This is a genomic window from Streptomyces sp. M-16 (assembly GCF_052114405.1).
In the GTDB taxonomy this organism is placed as follows: Bacteria; Actinomycetota; Actinomycetes; order Streptomycetales; family Streptomycetaceae; genus Streptomyces.
In genome coordinates this window covers 1-20489 of sequence record NZ_JBFRER010000133.1, presented here as the reverse complement: position 1 = coordinate 20489, position 20489 = coordinate 1, and the positions used below count along the sequence as shown (strand labels likewise).

Genomic DNA, 20489 nt, shown 5'->3' with positions numbered 1-20489 from the left:
GCCTGGGCCCGGCTCGTCGGCGCGTCGGCGATCCCGCCGGCCCCGTCCGGGATCCCCAGCACCGGGGCGACCGTGGTCTTCGGAAGCTGGCTGCCGCCCGCCATCAGCGTGGTCTTGGCCTCCGGAGCCACCCCGGAGGCGGCCGACGGGCCGTCCTCCAGATCGGTGCCGGACAGCGGCGGCGCGAACACCGTGGCGGGCAGCGGCACGGAGGCCCCGTCCGCGCCGGAGTTCACATCGGTACCCGCCCACGGCGTGGACCCGGACGGCACCCCGTCGTCGGCGGTCGGCTCGTGGGGGACCCCGCCCCCGCGCCGCAACGGCACCGGCTCGGCCGCGCCACCGGAAGCAGCCGCCGGAGCCGGAGCCGCCGGCGGGATCCCCGCCCGGTCCGCCGCCTCCTGCAGCCACTCCGGCGGGCTCAGCATGAAGGAGGTCTGCTCCGAGTCGATCCGCGGCGGAGGCACCGAGGCCTCCGCGGCGGCCGCCACGGCAGCGGCCCCGTACTCCTCCTCGTAGCGCCGGATGACCTCGCCGACCGGCAGGCCCGGCCACAGGGTCACCTCACCGCTGTCCCGCGCGATGACCAGCCGCTGCCGGCCACCGCCGGACACCGGACCGGCCGCCCGGTCCTCGGCCCACACCACGAAGCCCAGCCCGAACTCCCGTACGCGCACCTCCCGGTGCTGGTACGCGGGGACGTCCCCGTTGATCCATTCCTCGGCGCGCTCCTGCGCCTGTGCAAACGTCACCACGGCGTGATCACCCCTCACCCGGGGCGGCACCCGCCACCGGAACCGAACGTGCGAATCCGCCGTCCACCATCAGACCGGCCACCGTCTCCAGCTCCGGCGGGTTCCCCGCCAGGCGTTCGAGGAAGGCATCGAAATCGGCACCGCACGGAAGCAGCAACCGCTCCACCCGCTCCTGCACGGACCAGCCGTCGCGGTCGCGCGCGTCGTCGTACGGGGAGAACCAGACGGAGCCGACGCCCTCGCCCTTCACCTTCACCGCGAGCAGCCCGCCCTGGACGAAGGCCACGCACAGGTAGTCCTTGGTCAGGTGGTCCCGCAGGCACTTGTTGACGTAGACGAGGTCGTTGACCGCCGCCTCCTCGCGCACCGTGAAGAACGGCTGGTCGACCAGCAGCCCGAGCTCCACGAGGAGCCCCGCGCCCACCGGCGCGCAGCCGCCCGCCGCCTTCAGGAAGCACCGGTAGGCCTCGGGCAGCCGGTACCCGAGGTCCTCCTCCACCCCCTGCACCTGCTGTTCGGTGACGGACACCAGGTTCTTGGGCAGCCCGAGGTGCGCGGGGCGCACCTCCTGGAGGGGCCGGGTGCCGCGCTTGTCGTGGTCCACGGGCGCCGTCGCCAGGCCCGCGTGGTGCCGCAGCAGCGCCTTGACCTCGACGGGGACCAGTTCCATCCGGCGCGAGCCCGCCACGTGGTGCCAGGTCCAGCCGTGCGGCGTGGCCACCGGCGCGACGGTGTCCCACAGTGCGTGGCCCGACGCCCGCATGGCGGCGTTGGCGGACACGACGTCCGTCAGCCGCAGCTCGTCCACGCCGAAGCCCTCCGGGGGCTCGGCGATCTCCACGGCCGCGCGCGCGTACGCCGAGAAGTCGGGATGACCGTCCCCGCTCATCCGCACTCCGTGGGGATGGCGGGCGGCCCGGACCGGGTCCGGGAAGTGCACGACCTGCCCCGAGTAAGCGGCGTTGGGTGGCACGGCCTGCTGCCCGAGCCGACCTGTCGTCATGGCGGTAGCCCCCTGCTGGATCTGGCTGGTTCACCACAGCCTATGTGCTCGGGCAAGAGCGTCACCCGCCCATGCATCCCACGTGCGCACGTGGGGCGGGAACATCCGAATTGATACGAATATTCGACCCCGCTTCCACACCACTGGGGACATTTGACAGGCTGTCCCCGCAGCACGGGGGCGTGCGCAACGGCGGCCACCACCGCGGTCACGGGAGGGAAGAAGCGACCATGCAGACGGCGACGACGCAAAACCTGGCGAGCCGCACGGACCGCGCGGAAGCGGCGGAGGCCGGCCCCGCCGGCGACCCCCGCGTGCGCTGGAGCAGCACCGACGGCCCCACCCCTCCGCCCGTGCTGCGCTTCCGCCGCGACGGCATCCTGCCCACCGTCGCCGCCGCGCTCTCGGTCCGCGGGGAGACCCTGACCGGGACCGCGGGCAAGGGCGACCGGCCGCCGGTGCTGCACCCGCTCGTCCAGGACTTCCTCGACACCCTCACCAGCGGCCAGCGGGAGCGCTTCACCGGCCGCTGTCCGGAGGCGATCCTGCTCTCCCGCCACCTCGCGGCCGTCGAGGGCGCCCGCAGCCGGCGCGCCTCCCGCAAGCCGCTCACGGCGAGCGAGGCCCGGCGTTCCCTGAAGCACTCCCGGATCACCGCCCGCCGCATCCGCGAGGACGGCGACCCGCTGCACGGCAGCTACGCTCCGCCCTGCCGCTCCTGCGACGCGCTCCTCACCCACTTCGGCGTACGCCCCGTCGACCTCACCCACCCCGAGTAGCCGCCATGACCGCCTCCTCCGCCTCCTACGACCGCTCCTCGGCGACCCGGTTCCCGGGCCCCGTGGACTCAGCCCTGCGCACCGCCGGGTGGGAACCCGGCCGCTGGGACATCAAGCAGGCCGAGTACTGGGCCGACGCGCTGCGCGACCACACCACGCCCGCCGGGCACCGGCACAACGTCTTCCCGGCGGCCGTGGAGGCCTGGGCCGAGTTCGGCGGGCTGCGGGTGACCGCCCCCGGGCCGGGCCGGCAGATAGCGCCCGCCACGCTGCGCATCGACCCGCTGTCCGGCCTGCACCTGGCCCGTACCTTCGCCGACCTGGGACGGGCCCTGTCCACCCAGCTCTGCCCGCTGGGCACCGACGCCGATGGCGGCTCCCACCTGGCCATCGACCGCGAGGGCCGGGTCTACGGGATCGACCACACCGGCGACTGGTACCTGGGCTCCGGCCTCGACGAGGCCCTCACCCTCCTGCTGACCGGTCTCCAGCCGGCCCGCCTGACCACGGGCCCCTGACCACGGGCCATTGACGCCGGGTACCGCCGCGGCGCCGCGGCCCCGCGGATCGCGCGGACCCGGCGGCGGGACCCATCGGGAGGCCGCGGCGGCGGGACCCGCCCGGCCTAGCGGGAGGCCGGCAGGACGGCGGAGACCTTGAAGCCGCCCTCGTCCGTCGGCCCGGACACGAACACCCCGCCGAGCCCGAGCACCCGCTCCCGCATCCCGACCAGGCCGTTGCCCCCGCTGGGCAGACCGGGCTCGACCCCGTCCGCCCCGCAGGGCCCGTTCTGGACCTGCATGGCGACCTCGCCCTCCCGGTGCGCGAGCCGTACGACGACCCGCGCGCCCGGAGCGTGCTTGTGGCAGTTGGTCAGCGCCTCCTGCACCACCCGGTAGGCGGTCTGCTCCACCTCCGCCGGGTACCGCTCCCCCTCGCCGTGCACGACCATCTCGACGTCCATCCCCGCCGCCCGGGACTGTCCGACCAGCGCCTCCAACTCGGCGAGGCAGGGCCCGTCCTCGAAGCCCCCCACGAGCGCCGGGGCCGGCCGCGCGGCGTGCCCGCGGACCGCAGGCCGGGGCTCGGGCCCCGGCGACCCGGCCCGCAGCACGCCGAGCATCTCGCGCAGCTCGGTGAGGGCCTGCCGGCCCATGTCACCGACCAGCGCGGCGTTCTTCACGGCCTTGCCGGGGTCCTTCTCGGCCACCGCCTGGAGCGCCGCCGCGTGGACCACCATCAGCGACACCCGGTGGGCGACGACGTCGTGCATCTCGCGCGCGATCCGCGTGCGCTCCTCCGTACGGGCCCACTCGGCCCGCTCCTCGGCCCGGTCGGCCAGCAGCGACAGCTCCCGTTCCAGGGAGTCGGCGCGCTCCTGGAGGCTCTCCATCAGCCGTCGCCGGGCCCCCACGTACAGCCCGAGCAGCACCGGCGGCACGGTCAGCGCCACCGCCATGAACGCGGACAGCACCACGACGAGCAGCCCGTCGGCCTCCACGTCGCCGCGGGTGCGCAGGTACGTCACCACGAAGGTCGCGGCGAGCGACATCGAGCCCAGCGTCACCGTGACCCGGCGGGGCACCTCGCAGGCGGCGAGGGTGTAGAGGCCCACCACCCCGAGCAGGAAGCCCATCATGGCCGGGGCGACGCCGATGCCGACGAGCACCACCGCCACCGGCCACCGCCGCCGCAGCAGGAGCGTGGCCCCCACCACCACTCCGAACGACACGCCCAGGGCCGCCGGGATCCCCGCCTCCCGGGCGAAGGGCAGCCCCTCCAGCCCGCACTCGGCGGCGGACACCGCGGCGAGCCCCACGTCCAGCAGCGCGGACCTCCGCCGCTCCCACCACCAGGGCCCGTCGCGGCCCGCCCCGTCGCGCTCTTCCCCCGTACCGGTCATGCCGTCCAGCGTACGGGCGGCCCGTGCGCCGACTCCGGACATATACGGGCGCGCGTACCGTCGCGGGGAGGGGGGGTGGTACGGCATAGTAGGGACGGCCAGCTTGATCGGCAGCGCAAAAAGTCCGATTCGATCGGATTCGCCATCCCCTGTGGTGTAATTGGCAGCACTGAGGCTTTTGGTGCCTTATGTTCGGGTTCGAGTCCTGACAGGGGAGCTCAGCACAGGAAGCTCACAGCACGCGGGTCCTGACCTCCGGTCGGGACCCTTTCGCATGTCCGCCCCCGGGAGTCCCCCAGAACAGGGGCACTTCGGCACCGGTATCCTTCCTGGGTCCACCCCCGAAGCCGAAGGGCACACCCGTGAGCGCAACCCGCCCGGCAGCCGTCGTCGTACTCGCAGCGGGTGAAGGCACCCGCATGAAGTCGGCCACCCCCAAGGTCCTGCACGAGATCTGCGGGCGCTCGCTCGTCGGTCACGTGGTCGCCGCCTCCCGTGAGCTGGACCCCGCACACCTCGTGGTCGTCGTCGGCCACGCGCGCGAGCAGGTCACCGCGCACCTCGCCGGGATCGACGCCGACGTCCGCACCGCGGTCCAGCACGAGCAGAACGGCACCGGGCACGCCGTCCGGATGGCCCTCGAAGAGCTCGGCGGGCCGGTCGACGGCACCGTGATCGTGGTCTGCGGCGACACCCCGCTGCTGACCGGCGAGACCCTCGCGCAGCTCGCCGCCACCCACGGGGCCGACGGCAACGCCGTCACCGTGCTGACCGCCGAGGTCCCGGACTCCACCGGCTACGGCCGCATCGTCCGCGACCCGGCCACCGGCGCCGTGACGGCCATCGTCGAGCACAAGGACGCCACCGACGCGCAGCGCGCGATCCGGGAGATCAACTCCGGGGTCTTCGCCTTCGACGGGCGCCTCCTCGCGGACGCGCTCGGCAAGGTCCGCACGGACAACAGCCAGGGCGAGGAGTACCTCACCGACGTGCTCGGCATCCTGCGCGAGGCGGGCCACCGCGTCGGCGCGGCGGTCGGCGCGGACCACCGCCAGATCCTCGGCATCAACAACCGGGTCCAGCTGGCCGAGGCCCGGGCGCTGCTGAACGCGCGCCTGCTGGAGCGGGCCATGCTCGCGGGCGTGACGGTCGTGGACCCCGCCGGCACCCTCGTGGACGTGACGGTGACCTTCGGGCAGGACGCGCTGATCCACCCGGGCACCCAGCTGCTGGGTGCCACGCACATCGCCGAGGGGGCCGAGGTCGGCCCGAACACGCGGCTCAAGGACACCCGGGTGGGCGCGGGCGCCCGCGTGGACAACACGGTGGCGGACGGCGCGGTGATCGGGGATCAGGCGAGCGTCGGACCCTTCGCGTACCTGCGGCCCGGCACGAACCTCGGCCTCAAGGCCAAGGCCGGCACGTACGTCGAGATGAAGAACGCGACGATCGGCGAGGGCACCAAGGTGCCCCACCTGTCGTACGTGGGCGACGCGACGATCGGCGAGTACACGAACATCGGCGCCGCCAGCGTGTTCGTGAACTACGACGGCGAACACAAGCACCACACCACCGTCGGCTCACACTGCAAGACGGGTTCCGACAACATGTTTGTGGCTCCCGTCACCATCGGGGACGGCGCCTACACGGCCGCCGGCTCGGTGATCACCAAGGACGTGCCGCCCGGCGCCCTGGCCGTGGCCCGTGGCCAGCAGCGGAATATCGAGGGCTGGGTGGCCCGCAAGCGCCCCGGCAGCGCGGCCGCGACGGCCGCGCAGTCGACCGGCGAGCAGGACTCCGGTCGCCCCTGAGGTGAACTGACCGGAAACAGGTACGCCCGGGACGGCGTACCGTGATAGGTGCACGCAATTCGGCTGGCTCACCGTGTGCGGGACGGACGCACACGGGGGCGAGCAGCTTTCCACACGTCTGAGGAGACAGTGCTGTGACCGGGATCAAGACGACCGGCGAGAAGAAGCTGATGCTCTTCTCCGGCCGCGCCCACCCCGAGCTGGCCGAGGAGGTCGCGCACCAACTGGGAGTCGGCCTCGTGCCGACCAAGGCTTTCGACTTCGCGAACGGTGAGATCTACGTCCGCTTCCAGGAGTCGGCTCGTGGCGCGGACTGCTTCCTGATCCAGAGCCACACGGCTCCGATCAACAAGTGGATCATGGAGCAGCTGATCATGATCGACGCGCTGAAGCGCGCGTCGGCACGCTCCATCACCGTGATCATCCCGTCCTACGGCTACGCCCGTCAGGACAAGAAGCACAAGGGCCGCGAGCCCATCTCGGCCCGCCTGGTCGCGGACCTGCTGAAGACCGCGGGCGCCGACCGCATCCTCACGGTCGACCTGCACACCGACCAGATCCAGGGCTTCTTCGACGGACCGGTCGACCACCTGTCCGCCCTCAACGTCCTCGCGGACTACGTGGGCGCCAAGGTGGACCGCACCAAGCTGACGATCGTCTCCCCGGACGCCGGCCGCGTGCGCGTGGCCGACCGCTGGTGCGACCGCCTGGACGCGCCGCTGGCCATCGTGCACAAGCGCCGCGACAAGGACGTCGCCAACCAGGTGACCGTCCACGAGGTCGTCGGTGAGGTCAAGGGCCGCGTCTGCGTCCTGGTCGACGACATGATCGACACCGGCGGCACCATCTGCGCCGCGGCCGACGCGCTCTTCGCGCACGGCGCCGAGGACGTCATCGTGACGGCCACGCACGGCATCCTGTCGGGCCCGGCCGCCGACCGCCTGAAGAACTCCAAGGTCAGCGAGTTCGTCTTCACGAACACCCTCCCGGACCCCTCGGACCTGGAGCTCGACAAGATCACGGTGCTCTCCATCGCCCCGATGATCGCCCGCGCGGTGCGCGAGGTCTTCGAGGACGGCTCGGTCACCAGCCTCTTCGAAGAGCAGCAGTAACACCGGGCAGAGATCCTTTTGGGCGCGGCCTCCCCCGCCGGGTACACTCCTTGAGTTGCTCGGCGAGGGAGGCCGTACCCGTATTCCGGGACGGACGCTCCGTTATCGACGCGCTCTTCGTAGCAGGCCGTTCCGGCCGGGTGACCCAGTCCGTTCTTCCGTCACCCCACGAGGAGTGAGCATGTCCGAGGTCAAGCTTTCCGCCCAGCTCCGCGACACCTTCGGCAAGGGCTCCGCCCGCCAGGCCCGTCGCGACGCCCTGGTCCCCGGTGTCATCTACGGCCACGGCCAGGCCCCGAAGCACGTCAACGTCGAGGGCCACGGCCTGCAGCTGGCGCTCCGCACCCCGAACGTCCTGATCTCCCTGGACATCGCGGGCGACGGCACCGAGCTGGTCATCCCGAAGGCCGTGCAGAAGCACCCGCTGAAGCGCTCCATCTCCCACGTCGACTTCCTGATCGTCAAGAAGGGCGAGAAGGTCACCGTCGACGTCGCGATCGTCACCGAGGGCGACCTGGCCGCCGGCGGCAACATGCTGGAGACCCTCCAGAACACCATCTCCGTCGAGGCCGAGGCCACCCACATCCCGACCGAGGTCACCGTCTCGATCGCGGGCCTCGAGGCCGGCGCCACCATCCACGCCAAGGACCTGGTCCTCCCGGCCGGCACCACCCTGGCCGTCGACGGCGACATCGCCGTCCTGCAGGTCGTCTCCCCGCAGGCCGAGGAGCCGGCCGCCGAGGCGGCCGAGGGCACCGAGGCCTGAGCCTCGCCCCACCCCCTCAGCAGTTGCTGACCGACCGCCGTCCGGCTCCACTGGAGCGGGACGGCGGTCGTCTTCGTTCCAGGCACTTAAGGAGCTTTTGATGTCGGACGACGCGGCGCCCTGGCTGATCGTCGGTCTCGGGAACCCCGGACCGGAGTACGCTGGCAACCGCCACAACATCGGCTTCATGGTGGCCGACCTGCTGGCCGAGCGGATCGGCGGCAGGTTCAAGGCGCACAAGGCCCGCGCCCAGGTCGTCGAGGGCCGCATCGGCCCGCCGGGGCCGGCGAACCGCCGGATCGTGCTCGCCAAGCCGATGTCGTTCATGAACCTGTCGGGCGGCCCCGTCACGGCCCTGCGCGACTTCTACAAGGTGCCGCTGGAGAAGATCGTCGCGGTCCACGACGAGCTGGACATCGACTACCCGACGCTGCGCCTGAAGCTCGGCGGCGGGGACAACGGGCACAACGGCCTGAAGTCGATGACGAAGGCGATGGGACCGGACTACCACCGCGTGCGCTGCGGCATCGGCCGCCCGCCCGGCCGCATGCAGGTCGCGGACTTCGTCCTGAAGGACTTCTCCTCGACCGAGCGCAAGGAGCTGGACTGGTTCGTGGACCGGTCCGCCGACGCCGTGGAGTGCCTGATCCAGGAAGGCCTGGAGCGGGCGCAGTCGACGTACAACTCCTGACCCGCGTACGAGGAAGCCCCCGCCGTCGGCGGGGGCTTCCGTGCGTGCGGGGCGGGGCCGGGTCAGCCGGTGTTGCGCAGACCGGCCGCCACGCCGTTGACGGTGAGCAGCAGCGCGCGGGCCAGCAGCGGGTCCGCCGCCTCGCCACGGGCGGCCGCGGCACGCTGACGGGCCAGCAGGGACACCTGGAGGTAGGAGATCGGGTCCAGGTAGGCGTCGCGGACGGCGAAGGTCTGCTGGAGCACCGGCTGGGAGTCCAGCAGCCGCTGCCCGCCGGTGATCCGCAGGACCTCGCGGACGGTCAGCTCGTGCTCGGCCTCGATCCGGGCGAACACGTGCTTGAGGTCGTCCGGGACGAGCGTGTCGACGTAGTGGCGGGCGATCCGCAGGTCCGTCTTGGCCAGCGTCATCTCGACGTTGGAGAGGAAGTTGCGGAAGAAGTGCCAGCGCTCGCCCATCTCGGTGAGGGCCGCGTCCTGGCCCGACTCGCGCAGGGCCTTCAGGCCTGAGCCGACGCCGTACCAGCCGGGAACGATCTGACGGGACTGGGTCCACCCGAACACCCACGGGATGGCCCGCAGCCCGTCCAGGCCCGCGCCCGAGTCGGGGCGGCGGGAGGGGCGGGAGCCCAGGTGCAGGTCGGCGAGCTGGTCGACCGGGGTGGCCGCGAAGAAGTACGCGGGCAGGTCCGGGTCCTCGACGAGCTCCCGGTACGCGGCGTGCGCGGCGTCCGAGACGATGTCCATGGCCGCGTCCCAGCGGGCCAGGGCGTCGTCGGACTGGCGGGGCGCGGTGTGCAGGGCGGAGGCCTGGAGGGTGGCCGCGACGGTCAGTTCCAGGTTCTCGCGGGCCAGCGAGGGGACGAGGTACTTGTCGGAGATGACCTCGCCCTGCTCGGTGACCTTGATCTCGCCCTCCAGGGTGCCCCAGGGCTGGGCGAGGATCGCGTCGTGCGAGGGACCGCCGCCCCGGCCGACGGTGCCGCCGCGGCCGTGGAAGAGGCGCAGGCGCACCCCGTAGCGGTGCGCGACGTCGCGCAGCCGGCGCTGGGCGCGGTGGATCTCCCACTGGGAGGTGGTGATGCCGCCGAACTTGGAGGAGTCGGAGTAGCCGAGCATGACCTCCTGGACGTCGCCGCGCAGCGAGACGAGACGGCGGTAGGAGGGGTCGGCCAGCATCTCGTCGAGGATGACGTCGGCGGCGCGCAGCTCGTCGGTGGTCTCCAGGAGCGGCACGATGCCGATCTTGGCCCAGCCGGCGTGCAGGTCGATGAGTCCGGCCTCGCGGGCGAGGACCGCGGCGGCGAAGACGTCGTCGGCGCCCTGGCACATCGAGATGATGTACGACTCGATGACCTCGGGGCCGAACTTCTCGAAGGCGTCCTTGATGGCGCCGAAGACACCGAGGGTCTTGGCGCCGGCGGCGTCGAGCGGGGCCGGGGTGGGCGCCAGCGGGCGGCGCGAGCGGAGCTCCTTGGCGAGGAGCTTCTGCCGGTAGTCGCGCGGCATGTCGGCGTAGCGCCAGGACTCCTCGCCGAGGCGGTCGAAGAGCTGGCCGAGCGCGTGGTGGTGCGCGTCCGCGTGCTCGCGCACGTCCATGGTGGCGAGCTGGAGGCCGAAGGCGGCCAGGGTGCGGATGGTGCGGTCCATGCGGCCGTCGGCGAAGAGCGCGCCGCGGTGTTCGCGCAGGGAGGTCTGGATGAGGGTGAGGTCGGTGAGCAGCTCGGCGGTGCCGAGGTAGTCGCGGCCCTCCTCGTGGGGGATGCCCTTGGCGAGGCGCTCGCGGGTGTTGAGGAGCTTCTGCCGGACGCAGGTGGCCTTGAGGCGGTAGGGCTCCTCGGCGTTCAGCCGCTTGTAGCGGGGGCTGATCTCCGGGAGGCGCTCCAGGTCGGCCTGCAGGGAGGTCAGGAGCTCCTCGGTGGCGCCGGTGTAGCGGATGGAGTTCGACAGCAGGCCGCGCAGGAAGTCGACCAGTTCGAGGGCGTCGGTGATGCCGTGCTCGTGCTGGAGGATCAGCACGTCGCGGGTGACCTCGGGGGTGACGTTCGGGTTGCCGTCGCGGTCGCCGCCGATCCAGGTGCCGAAGGTGAGCGGGCGGGTGCCGGCGGGCAGCTCGACGCCGACGCGCTGGAGCTCTGCGGCGAGGTCCTCCAGGACGTCGCCGACGGCGCCGGCGTGCAGCTCGTCGAGGTAGTAGATGGCGTTGCGGGCCTCGTCGGCGGGCTCGGGGCGCACGACGCGCAGTTCGTCGGTCTGCCACACGAGGTCGATGTTCTCGGCGAGCCGCAGGTCGTGGCGGCGGCGCTCGCCGGCGCCGGAGACGGGCTCCTCCAGCAGGGCGGCGATGCGGCGCAGCTTGTTCAGGACGCTGCGGCGGGCGGCCTCGGTGGGGTGCGCGGTGAAGACGGGCCGGACGTTGAGGTTGCGGACCGTCTCGCGCAGGTGCTCGGGGTCGGCGTCCTTGAGCATGTCGGCGGTGCGCGCGAGGAGACCGCCTTCGGCGGCGCGGTGGGCGCGCAGCTCCTTGCCGCGGTGCACCTGCTCGGTGACGTTGGCGAGGTGGAAGTAGGTGGAGAAGGCGCGCACCAGCTTGGCGGCGGTCTCCAGGTCGGTCTCGCCGAGCAGCTCCGCCGCGGCTTCGCCGTCGGTGCGCGTCAGGGCGCGTACTTGTTCGACGAGGTCGAGGAGGTCCTGGCCCTCTTGGCGTACGAGGGTCTCCCCCAGGAGGTCGCCGAGGCGGCGGATGTCCGCGCGCAGCTCGGCGTTCGCGGTCTCCGCCGAGGTCGCGGAGGTGCGGGTGGCGGGGGCCTGGGCGGCCTGGTCAGCACTGCTCACAGGTGCGGCTCCTTGCAGTGTTCGAGCGCTACTGGGCTGTGGGCTCCCGGGGGGCGCGCGGTGGCGGTGCCTACCGATGCACCGGTGCGCAGCCCGGGCTGCCCGTGCGGACCGCGCTGTCCGACGACACCAGGATAGGCGGCGCGTACTTGTGCCCCGGCAGCGCCGCCACGGCGCCGCCGCCGCGGCGCCGCGCACGGGGGCGGGAGGCGGGCAGGCGTGGTGTGCTCCCTTGCCGCGCCGGGGACCTTTGCCATACTTACGATGCCGTAGGTTACGGGTCCGTAGGGTCCGTTCCGGCGGGCCTGCCGACTTCTCACCCCCCAGGGGAACCCCCATGACGATCGGTCCCGGTCTGATCGAGGACGCGCCCGCGTCCCCCACTCCTTCCACTGACGCGGTGTCCGCGACGCGCGGCGGTGAGCAGAAGCGGTCGGTGGAGCAGATCGCGCTGCTGCTGTTCATCACCGTGCCCTTCCTGGCCCTGCTGGCGGCGGTGCCGCTGGCCTGGGGCCGGGGGGTGAGCTGGCTGGACCTCGGCCTGATGGTGTTCATGTACTTCCTGACCTGCCACGGCATCACCATCGGCTTCCACCGCTACTTCACGCACGGGTCCTTCAAGGCGAAGCGGCCGTTGCGGATCGCGCTGGCGGTCATGGGGTCGATGGCGGTCGAGGGGCCGCTGGTGCGCTGGGTGGCGGACCACCGCAAGCACCACCGCTACTCCGACCACGAGGGCGACCCGCATTCGCCGTGGCGGTTCGGCGAGACGGTGCCGGCGCTGATGAAGGGCCTGTGGTGGGCGCACATCGGCTGGCTCTTCGACGAGGAGCAGACCGACCAGCAGAAGTACGCCCCGGACCTGATCAAGGACCCGGCGATCCGGCGGATCTCGCGTGACTTCGTGCTGTGGACGGTGGTGTCGCTGGCGGTCCCGCCGCTGGCGGGCGGTCTGGTGACGATGTCCTGGTGGGGTGCGTTCACGGCCTTCTTCTGGGGCTCGCTGGTGCGCGTGGCGCTGCTGCACCACGTGACGTGGTCGATCAACTCGATCTGTCACGCGATGGGCAAGCGGCCGTTCAGGTCCCGGGACCGCAGCGGCAACGTGTGGTGGCTCGCGGTGCTGTCCTGCGGGGAGTCGTGGCACAACCTGCACCACGCCGACCCGACCTCGGCCCGGCACGGTGTCCTGCGCGGCCAGGTCGATTCCAGCGCGCGGCTGATCCGCTGGTTCGAGCGGCTGGGCTGGGCCTCGGACGTGCGCTGGCCGTCGGGCGGGCGCATCGACGCCCGGCGCAAGGAAAAGACGACGAACGCGGCATGATGGGGGACGTGGCGATCGACGGCAGCAGTTCCAGCAACGACAAGCCCAGGCGAGGTCGCCGGGTCCGGATGACGGGCGCCGAACGGCGTCAGCAACTGCTGGACATCGGCCGCACCCTCTTCGCGGAGAAGGGTTTCGAGGGCACCTCGGTGGAGGAGATCGCGGCGAAGGCCGGGGTGTCCAAGCCGGTGGTGTACGAGCACTTCGGCGGCAAGGAGGGCCTCTACGCGGTGGTCGTGGACCGCGAGATGCGCCAGTTGCTGGACGGGGTGACGGGTGCGCTGACGGCCGGGCACCCGCGGGAGCTGCTGGAGCAGGCGGCGTTCGCCCTGCTCGACTACATCGAGAACTACACGGACGGCTTCCGGATCCTGGTGCGGGATTCCCCCGTGGCGCAGTCGACGGGCACGTTCGCCTCGCTGATCAGCGATATCGCCACGCAGGTGGAGGACATCCTGGGGCTGGAGTTCAAGGCCCGGGGCTTCGATCCGAAGCTGGCCCCGCTCTACGCGCAGGCGCTGGTCGGGATGGTCGCGCTGACGGGGCAGTGGTGGCTGGAGACGCGGCGGCCGAAGAAGGCCGAGGTGGCGGCGCACCTGGTGAACCTGGCCTGGCACGGGCTGGAGAACCTGGAGGCCAAACCCCGCCTGGTGGGCCACCGCAAGAGCTGAGCGCGGGGCCGGACGGTCACGACGGCGCCCCGCCGCCGGGTTTCCCGGTGGCGGGGCGCCGTCCGTCCGTCCGCCCGGGCCGGGCCGGGCCGGGGATCCGGCCCCGCTCAGGTCGCCGGGGATCCGGCCCCGCTCACGCGCGCGCGGGGTCCGGCTCCAGGAATTCCAGCCGGTTGCCGACCGGGTCCTCGGAGTAGAAGCGGCGGTGTCCCGGGAGGTCGTCGTCCCAGACCACCAGGGCCCCGCGCTCGCGCAGTCCGTGCGCGTAGGCCTCGATGCCGGTCACCCGCAGTCCGGGGTGGGCCTTGCGGGCGGGCCGGAAGTCCTCCTCGACCCCCAGGTGCAGCCGGACCGTCCCGGCGGCGAACCAGCAGCCCCCGCGCGCGGCGAGGACGGGCGGTTTGGGGACCTCCTCCATGCCCAGGACGTCCCGGTAGTAGGCGCGCAGCGCGTCCTCGGAGCCGGGTGGCGCGGCCAGCTGTACGTGGTCGACGGCGCTCAGCACGCTCAGGCCTCCCTGCGGGCGACGGCGAAGATGCGGCGGAACGGGAAGACGGTGCCGCGGGGGCCGGACGGGTAGGCCTCGCGCAGTGCCTCCCGGTACTCGGCCAGGAAGCGGTCGACGGCCGGCCGGTCGTCGCCGAGGGCGGTGAGCACCGGCCGCAGCGCGGTGCCCTTGACCCAGTCGAGGACCGCGTCGGGTCCCTGGAGCAGCTGGTGGTAGGTGGTCTCCCACACGTCGGCGTCGCAGCCGAGCCCGGTGAGGCGGTCGAGGTACTCGCCGGGTTCGAGGATGTGGACGTAGCGCGCGCCAAGTCCTCCGAGCCGGTCCCGCCAGCGCGCGGTGTCGCACAGTTCGGCGAGCAGCCGGTGGCTGGGGGCCGTGAAGTTCCCGGGGATCTGGAAGGCGAAGGTGCCGCCGGGCCGCAGGCCGTTGATCCAGCGCGCGAAGGAGCCGGGGTGGCCGGGCACCCACTGCAGGGCCGCGTTGGAGACGATCAGGTCGTACGTCTCCTCGGGAACCCAGCCGGTCAGGTCGCCGTGGCGGAAGTCGAGGCTGCCGCCGCCGGGGGTGGGTCCGGCGTACTCCCGTTCGGCGCGGCGCAGCATCTCCGGGGAGAGGTCGTAGCCCGTGATGCGGGCGTCGGGCCAGCGGGCGGTGAGCAGCGCGGTGACGTTGCCGGGGCCGCAGCCGAGGTCGGCGATGCGGGCGGGGGCGGTGGGGAGCTCGGCGACGCGGGCGAGCAGGTCGAGGAAGGGCCGGGTGCGGTGGCCCGCGTGCCGGAGGTACTGCCCGGGGTCCCAGGTGGGTGTCGGCGGCGCGGCGTCTGCGGATGCGGCGTGACGTGCGTCCGGTGCGGTGTCGGAATGCATGTGCGAGCCTCCCTGCTGGTGGGCGGTCGGAGTCGGAAGCCGTTCCGGCCCCCTCCATGCCCTCATGGTCGGCCCGATATATCTCGATGTCAAGATTCTCGATTTGAAGAGACTTCACATCGACAGACCCCTTACACTGATCGGCATGGAGGACGAGGTCGACCGACTGGTCGCGGCATGGCGGCGAGAGCGCCCTGACCTCGACGTGGAACCGCTTGAGGTGCTCAGCCGCGTCAGCCGGCTCGCGCGCCACCTCGACCGCGCCCGCAGGCTGGCCTTCTCCGAGCACGGCCTGGAGCCGTGGGAGTTCGACGTACTGACCTCGCTGCGGCGCGCGGGCGCGCCCTACCAGCTCTCCCCCGGCCAGCTGCTGACGCAGACGCTGGTCACCTCGGGCACCATGACCAACCGCATCGACCGGCTCGCGAAGAAGGGCCTGGTCGAACGGCTGCCCGACCCCAGCGACCGGCGCGGGGTCCTGGTCCGGCTGACGCCCGAGGGGCGCGACCGCGCCGACCAGTCGCTCGCCGGGCTGCTGGCCCAGGAACGCGCGATCCTGGCCCAGCTCTCCACGGCCCAGCGCGGCGATCTCGCCGGGCTGCTACGCCAGCTGACCGCTCCGTTCGACAACATCCCCGGATAGTTCGGCCGGGCGCACCCCGGCCCGCCGCGCCAGCGCGACGGCGGCCAGGGTGGAGTGCACGCCGAGCTTGCCCAGCACGTTCTGCATGTGGGTGCGGACGGTGTGCGGGGAGAGGAACAGACGGGCGGCCACGTCCTTGCGGCCCAGCCCCGCCACCATGCAGCGCAGCACCTCGTGCTCGCGCGGGGTGAGGGACTCCACGAGGCGTTCGCTGTCGCTGCGGTGCTTGCGCGCCGCGGTCAGCTCCCGCAGCACCCCGGTGAGCAGCGCCGGCGGCAGGTGGGTCTCCTCGCGCAGCACCCCGCGGACGACGGCCAGCAGACGCGAGAGGGAGCAGTCCTTGGCCACCCATCCGGAGGCCCCCGCCTGGAGGGCGAGCGCGGCCCGGCGCGGGTCGTCGCGTTCGGCGAGGACCACGGTGCGCACCCCGGGATGGGCCACGCGCACCCCCGCGACCAGGGCGATCCCGTCGGAGACGGGCGGTGGCGGCGCGGAACCGGCCTCCCGCTGGGCGGGCACGGCGTCGCCGAGGTCGGCGTCGACGAGCAGCACGTCGAAGCGGCGGCCCTCGGCCGCCGCGCGTTCGAGGCAGCGCGAGGCGGCGGGGCCGCTGCCGGCCGCGGACACGTCCACGTCCGGCTCGGCCGCGAGCGCGGCTGCCAGAGACTCGGCGAAGATGCGGTGGTCGTCGACCACCAGAACCCGGATACGGACCACAAAACCCCCAAGGGTCGGGGAACGGACGACTACGGGTACGACGCCCGGACCGGGTGGCCCACTGCCGCCGCGGCCGCCGCCGCGACATCTGTGCACTACCCCGGACCGAACGCCGTACCCGGCGTGTCTCGACCCCTGAATCAACACCGGCCCCCACCGGTGTCACGCATCAGCGTAGAGCGGGTCCCGTCTCGCGGTTGGCCGAATAGCAGAAGTTTTCCCAGGGATTTTCCGGTGGGAGGGTCTTCAACGGGTCGGCCGATGGCTTGAATTCACCTGTCCGCAAGGTCCTGGGGCGGATTTCCGACCGGGGTGTGCCACGGGCAGTTGCACGGGGGGCATTTCACCCGGCGTACGCACGCCTGGCGCCCGCGCGCGACGCCCACACGGCGCGCCCGCACGGCGCGCGCACGCCCCCGCTCTGGGCGAGGGCGAGGGCATGGGCGTGGGCGGTGGCTCCGGGCGCGGCGGCTCCGGGCGGGAGGCGGCGCGGGGTGCGCCGCACGGGTCAGGAACGCGTGGCGCGGGCGAAGTTCCAGGCGTCCGTCACGATGCGGGTGAGGTCCGAGCGGGTCGGAACCCAGCCGAGGCGCTCCCGCGCGGTGCGCGCGGAGGCGACCAGTACCGCCGGGTCGCCGGCCCGGCGCGGCCCGACCGTCTCGGGGATGTCCCGGCCGGTGACCTTGCGGACCGTCTCGATCACCTCGCGGACCGAGAACCCGCTGCCGTTGCCGAGGTTGCAGACCAGGTGCTCGCCCTCCGCCGCGACGCGCAGCGCCGAGAGGTGGGCCTCCGCCAGGTCGGCCACGTGGATGTAGTCGCGCACGCAGGTGCCGTCCGGGGTGGGGTAGTCCTCGCCGAACACCGCGATGGACTCGCGCTCCCCGAGGGCCACCTGCAGGATCAGCGGGATCAGGTGCGTCTCCGGGTCGTGGCGCTCGCCGAACTCCCCGTAGGCGCCCGCCACGTTGAAGTAGCGCAGCGAGACGGCGGCGAGGCCGTGCGCCGCGCACTCCCCCGCGATCATGTGGTCGACGGCCAGCTTCGAGGCACCGTACGGGTTGGTCGGGGCGGTCGCGGAGGTCTCCGTCAGCGGCCCGTCCACGGGCTCCCCGTAAGTGGCCGCCGTGGAGGAGAAGATCAGGCGGCGCACCCCCGCCTCCCGCATCGCGGTCAGCAGGGCGAGGGTGCCGCCGACGTTGTTGTCCCAGTACTTGCCGGGGTTGACCACGGACTCGCCGACCTGCGAGGACGCCGCGAAGTGCAGCACCGCGTCGTAGGAGGCGTCCAGGTGCTCCGCGGCGTCCTGGATACGGGCGTTGACCAGGGTCGCGCCCGCGGGGACGCCCTCGCCGAAGCCGGTGGAGAGGTTGTCGAGGACGGTGACCTCGTGGCCGGCCTCCAGGAGATGGGCGGCCACGACGCTGCCGACATATCCCGCACCACCGGTGACCAGGTACTTGCTCACTCGCACTCCAAACCTCTCGCGGACGCGCACGGGCGCGCGTGCACTGACTCTGACTTACCGGATTCCACGCTTCCGGGGAAATCGCCGTACCGCCCGGCTCACCGCACGGCCGGGCCCTCCAGCACGGACTCCGACGCGGGGAACACCACCCGGTCCAGCAGCCCGGTACGGGCCGCCAGCGCGGCGGCCTCCAGCCGGGAGCCGACGCCCAGCTTCATCAGCACCCGCTGCACGTGCGTACGGGCGGTGCTGGGCGCGATGGCCATCCCCGCGGCGATCAGCCGGGTGTCCTCGCCCTCCGCGACCCGCACCAGCACCTCCACCTCCCGGGGCGTGAGCAGCCGCAGCAGCCGGCTGCCCTCGTCGTCGGGCTGGGCGGCGGGGTTGAGCAGCTCGGCGAAGGCTCCCTGGAGCAGCTGCGGGGAGACCGCGGCCTCCCCGGCCCGCGCCTTGGCCAGGGCCCGCTCCACGCCCTCGATGCGCTCGTCCTGACGTACGTAGCCGGAGGCGCCGGAGGCGAACGCCGCGGCGATCCCCCGCGGGTTCGGCACCGGCCCGAGGACCACGACGGCGATCTGCGGACGTTCCCGCTTGATCCGCACGACGGGCTCGAAGACCCCGGGCTCGGCGGGGGTGGCGGTGCCGAACAGGCACACCTCCGGGGCGCGGCCGATGACCAGTTCGGCGGCACCCGCCGTCGGCGCGGCCGCCGCGAGCACCCGGTGCCCGCGCAGTTTCAGGGCCGAGGCGAGCGCCTCGGCCAGCAGCCGGTGCTCGTCGACCACCATGACCCGTACGCCCATCAAGGCTCCCACCCCAGATCCTTCTGACCCGGCAAGCTACACGCTTGTTCGACGGAGCGTGCCGGTTACCGCGAGAAGCCCCCGGAAGGGTTGACCTTCCGGGGGCTTCGGCAGGGCTCGCGGCGTCCGCGCGGGATCGTCTCGGGTCGCCTCGGGTCGCCTCGGGTCGCGTCAGTTCGCGATGAACGAGGCGAAGAGGTACTCCGGGTCGCCCTTGTCGGAGTAGGGCTTGCGCGCCATGGTGCGGGAGATGAAGAGGTGACCGTTGTGGTAGCGGTACTCCGAGTAGTCCATCGAGAAGCTCGTCTCGATGCGCTGGCTCGTCTTCTCCGCCGGGTTCTGCATCAGGAGGGTCTCCTTCATCGTCTTGCCGTCGATGCTGACGACCTGGCCGCCCCCGTCGTACGGCGGGACCTTGTAGGCGATGATGTTCGGACCGTCCATCCGCAGCGGGTACATGGTGTACCGCTCGCCCGCGTCGGCCCGGTCGGCCGTGGGCTTGCCGGTCTCCAGGTCGAAGGAGAGGATCTCGTTGGTGCGGCCGACGGAGGTCGAGCCCTGGTGCTCGTACGAGGGCATGTACAGCTTGCCGTTGCCGACGACCATGTTCGAGCACTGCTCGACCTCGGTGGCGGGGCACTTGGGCGCGTAGTTGCCGCCCGACAGCGCGATGTGGGACTTCAGCTGGCCGGCGTCGTCGACGACGAACAGGTCGCTGACGTTGGTGGCGTTCTTGGCGGTGTCACCCACGTTGGCCGCGACGATGAGCGGCTTCGTGGAGACGATGCCCGCCCACTCGATGCCGGGCGAGAGCTTGTACGAGGACTTCGGCGCGCCCGTGACGGGGTCGAGGGACTGCGCGAGCAGGGTCTGGTTCGGGATCCGGCCGCACTTGCGCAGCACGGCGAGGGCCTCGCCGCCCGCGTAGCCGAGGTCGTAGCAGCCCTCGCCGTCGGTCTTCGGGGCCCAGAGGGACTTGCCGTCGGCGAGGTTCCAGGCGGCGCCGCCGCTGAGACCGCCCGCGGCGACGGTCTGGCCGCTGAGGGTGACCTCGGTGAAGGCCACGGGCTTGTCGCCGCCGGTGGTGGACTTGGCGGTGGCCGACCACACGAGCTTGCCGGTGTTCAGGTCGATGACGCCGACCTGGGTGCACTGGGGGTACTTGTTGGCGTCGCTGGCCTGGGCCTCCTGGAAGAGGATGGCCGTCTTGTTGTCGCTGATGTGCTTGGTCGCGCCGCAGATGTTGGCGGGGAGCGGGATCTCCCACTTCTTGCCGCCGTCGACGAGGTTGTAGCCGACCACCTTCGCGATGTCCGACTTGACGTAGGTGCTGTCGGTCAGCCAGGAACCGTCGACGGAGACCACGTCGGCCGGGGCCGGGCTCGCCACGTTGACCAGCGGCTTCGACTTGGGGTTGGCCGGGGGCTTCTCCGTGCCGCCCGCGGCCGCCGGGGGCTTGTTGCCGTCGGTGGCACCGCCGGTGCCGTCGGCGGTCGGGTGGGTGCCGCCGCCCTTGTCCTCGTCGCCGGAGAGGTACCAGAAGCCGCCTCCGATGATGAGGACCACGGCCAGCAGCGCCGCGCCGATGATCATCAGCTGGTTGCGCTGCGCACCGCCGCCGCCCGCGGGCGGGGCGGGCTGCGCGGGGGCCTGCGGCATGCCGGGCTGCTGCGGGTAGCCGTAGCCGGGCTGCTGCTGGGGCTGCGGGTAGCCGTAACCGGGCTGCGGCGGCTGCTGGGCCTGCGGGTAGCCGTAACCGGGCTGCGGCTGCTGCTGGGGCTGCGGGTAGCCGTAACCCGGCTGCGGCGGCCCGCCGGCCGGCGGCTGGGCCGGCG

The 20489-nt window shown here is 72.6% G+C and carries 18 protein-coding genes, 1 tRNA gene and 1 pseudogene; 10 read left to right on the top strand and 10 right to left on the bottom strand.

The features are described from left to right. Both AB4039_RS36485 and AB4039_RS36480 read right to left on the bottom strand, forming a co-directional pair. Positions 1-755, bottom strand: a pseudogene (locus AB4039_RS36485) (SUKH-4 family immunity protein); the annotation flags it as partial. Positions 756-762: 7 nt separating this feature from the next. Then, positions 763-1758, bottom strand: coding sequence for an SMI1/KNR4 family protein (locus AB4039_RS36480; protein ID WP_266839494.1), 996 nt, complete (start codon positions 1756-1758; stop codon positions 763-765). Between the two features lie 230 nt (positions 1759-1988). Between AB4039_RS36480 and AB4039_RS36475 the strand changes: the two genes are divergently transcribed. Both AB4039_RS36475 and AB4039_RS36470 read left to right on the top strand, forming a co-directional pair. Beyond that, entirely contained in the window at positions 1989-2537 is a 549-nt protein-coding gene (locus tag AB4039_RS36475) for a YwqJ-related putative deaminase (protein ID WP_266839496.1), read from the top strand. 5 nt (positions 2538-2542) lie between these two features. Next, positions 2543-3055: an SUKH-3 domain-containing protein gene (locus AB4039_RS36470; RefSeq protein ID WP_266839497.1), complete on the top strand. Its 513-nt coding sequence runs from the start codon at positions 2543-2545 to the stop codon at positions 3053-3055. A gap of 107 nt (positions 3056-3162) precedes the next feature. Here the strand turns inward: AB4039_RS36470 and AB4039_RS36465 are convergent, their stop codons facing one another. Beyond that, positions 3163-4440 carry a histidine kinase gene (locus AB4039_RS36465; RefSeq protein ID WP_266839499.1) on the bottom strand — a complete coding sequence of 426 codons (1278 nt, stop codon included), beginning with the start codon at positions 4438-4440 and terminating at the stop codon, positions 3163-3165. A gap of 145 nt (positions 4441-4585) precedes the next feature. Here AB4039_RS36465 and AB4039_RS36460 point away from each other — a divergent pair. The 5 genes from AB4039_RS36460 to pth all read left to right on the top strand — a co-directional run bounded on the left by AB4039_RS36460 (position 4586) and on the right by pth (position 8820). Further along, positions 4586-4657 (top strand) — tRNA-Gln (locus AB4039_RS36460). Positions 4658-4802: 145 nt separating this feature from the next. After that, positions 4803-6251, top strand: coding sequence for a bifunctional UDP-N-acetylglucosamine diphosphorylase/glucosamine-1-phosphate N-acetyltransferase GlmU (gene glmU / locus AB4039_RS36455; RefSeq protein ID WP_266839501.1), 1449 nt, complete (start codon positions 4803-4805; stop codon positions 6249-6251). Between the two features lie 134 nt (positions 6252-6385). After that, positions 6386-7363, top strand: coding sequence for a ribose-phosphate diphosphokinase (locus AB4039_RS36450; protein WP_030231925.1), 978 nt, complete (start codon positions 6386-6388; stop codon positions 7361-7363). Between the two features lie 181 nt (positions 7364-7544). Next, the gene (locus AB4039_RS36445; RefSeq protein ID WP_266839503.1) at positions 7545-8129 is read left to right on the top strand and encodes a 50S ribosomal protein L25/general stress protein Ctc; all 585 of its coding nucleotides are present in this window, start codon (positions 7545-7547) and stop codon (positions 8127-8129) included. Positions 8130-8229: 100 nt separating this feature from the next. After that, positions 8230-8820, top strand: coding sequence for an aminoacyl-tRNA hydrolase (gene pth, locus AB4039_RS36440; protein ID WP_266839504.1), 591 nt, complete (start codon positions 8230-8232; stop codon positions 8818-8820). A gap of 62 nt (positions 8821-8882) precedes the next feature. Here pth and ppc read toward each other — a convergent pair whose 3' ends face one another. Then, entirely contained in the window at positions 8883-11576 is a 2694-nt protein-coding gene (gene ppc / locus AB4039_RS36435; RefSeq protein ID WP_442272778.1) for a phosphoenolpyruvate carboxylase, read from the bottom strand. A gap of 415 nt (positions 11577-11991) precedes the next feature. Between ppc and AB4039_RS36430 the strand changes: the two genes are divergently transcribed. Further along, the gene (locus AB4039_RS36430) at positions 11992-12978 is read left to right on the top strand and encodes an acyl-CoA desaturase (RefSeq protein ID WP_442272777.1); all 987 of its coding nucleotides are present in this window, start codon (positions 11992-11994) and stop codon (positions 12976-12978) included. Then, on the top strand, positions 12975-13649 hold the full coding sequence (locus tag AB4039_RS36425; RefSeq protein WP_266839506.1) for a TetR/AcrR family transcriptional regulator: 675 nt from the start codon (positions 12975-12977) through the stop codon (positions 13647-13649). Before AB4039_RS36430 ends, AB4039_RS36425 begins: the two co-directional genes overlap by 4 nt. 133 nt (positions 13650-13782) lie before the next feature. On the opposite strand, the gene AB4039_RS36420 is transcribed toward AB4039_RS36425, so the two are convergent. Then, positions 13783-14154: a VOC family protein gene (locus AB4039_RS36420; protein WP_442272776.1), complete on the bottom strand. Its 372-nt coding sequence runs from the start codon at positions 14152-14154 to the stop codon at positions 13783-13785. A 2-nt stretch (positions 14155-14156) separates the two neighbouring features. Next, positions 14157-15023: a trans-aconitate 2-methyltransferase gene (locus AB4039_RS36415; protein ID WP_266839510.1), complete on the bottom strand. Its 867-nt coding sequence runs from the start codon at positions 15021-15023 to the stop codon at positions 14157-14159. A 145-nt stretch (positions 15024-15168) separates the two neighbouring features. Between AB4039_RS36415 and AB4039_RS36410 the strand changes: the two genes are divergently transcribed. Continuing rightward, the gene (locus AB4039_RS36410) at positions 15169-15666 is read left to right on the top strand and encodes a MarR family winged helix-turn-helix transcriptional regulator (protein ID WP_030231940.1); all 498 of its coding nucleotides are present in this window, start codon (positions 15169-15171) and stop codon (positions 15664-15666) included. On the opposite strand, the gene AB4039_RS36405 is transcribed toward AB4039_RS36410, so the two are convergent. The 4 genes from AB4039_RS36405 to AB4039_RS36390 form a co-directional block, all read right to left on the bottom strand. Further along, the gene (locus AB4039_RS36405; protein WP_266839511.1) at positions 15625-16383 is read right to left on the bottom strand and encodes a response regulator transcription factor; all 759 of its coding nucleotides are present in this window, start codon (positions 16381-16383) and stop codon (positions 15625-15627) included. The genes AB4039_RS36410 and AB4039_RS36405 overlap by 42 nt on opposite strands. A gap of 508 nt (positions 16384-16891) precedes the next feature. After that, the gene (galE, locus tag AB4039_RS36400; protein ID WP_266839513.1) at positions 16892-17851 is read right to left on the bottom strand and encodes a UDP-glucose 4-epimerase GalE; all 960 of its coding nucleotides are present in this window, start codon (positions 17849-17851) and stop codon (positions 16892-16894) included. A 98-nt stretch (positions 17852-17949) separates the two neighbouring features. Further along, a complete protein-coding gene (locus AB4039_RS36395; protein WP_266841697.1) occupies positions 17950-18654 on the bottom strand; it encodes a LuxR C-terminal-related transcriptional regulator in 705 nt (234 codons plus the stop codon). Positions 18655-18825: 171 nt separating this feature from the next. Continuing rightward, positions 18826-20489 (bottom strand): PQQ-binding-like beta-propeller repeat protein (locus AB4039_RS36390; RefSeq protein ID WP_442272775.1); only part of this gene is annotated, 1664 nt, incomplete at its 5' end.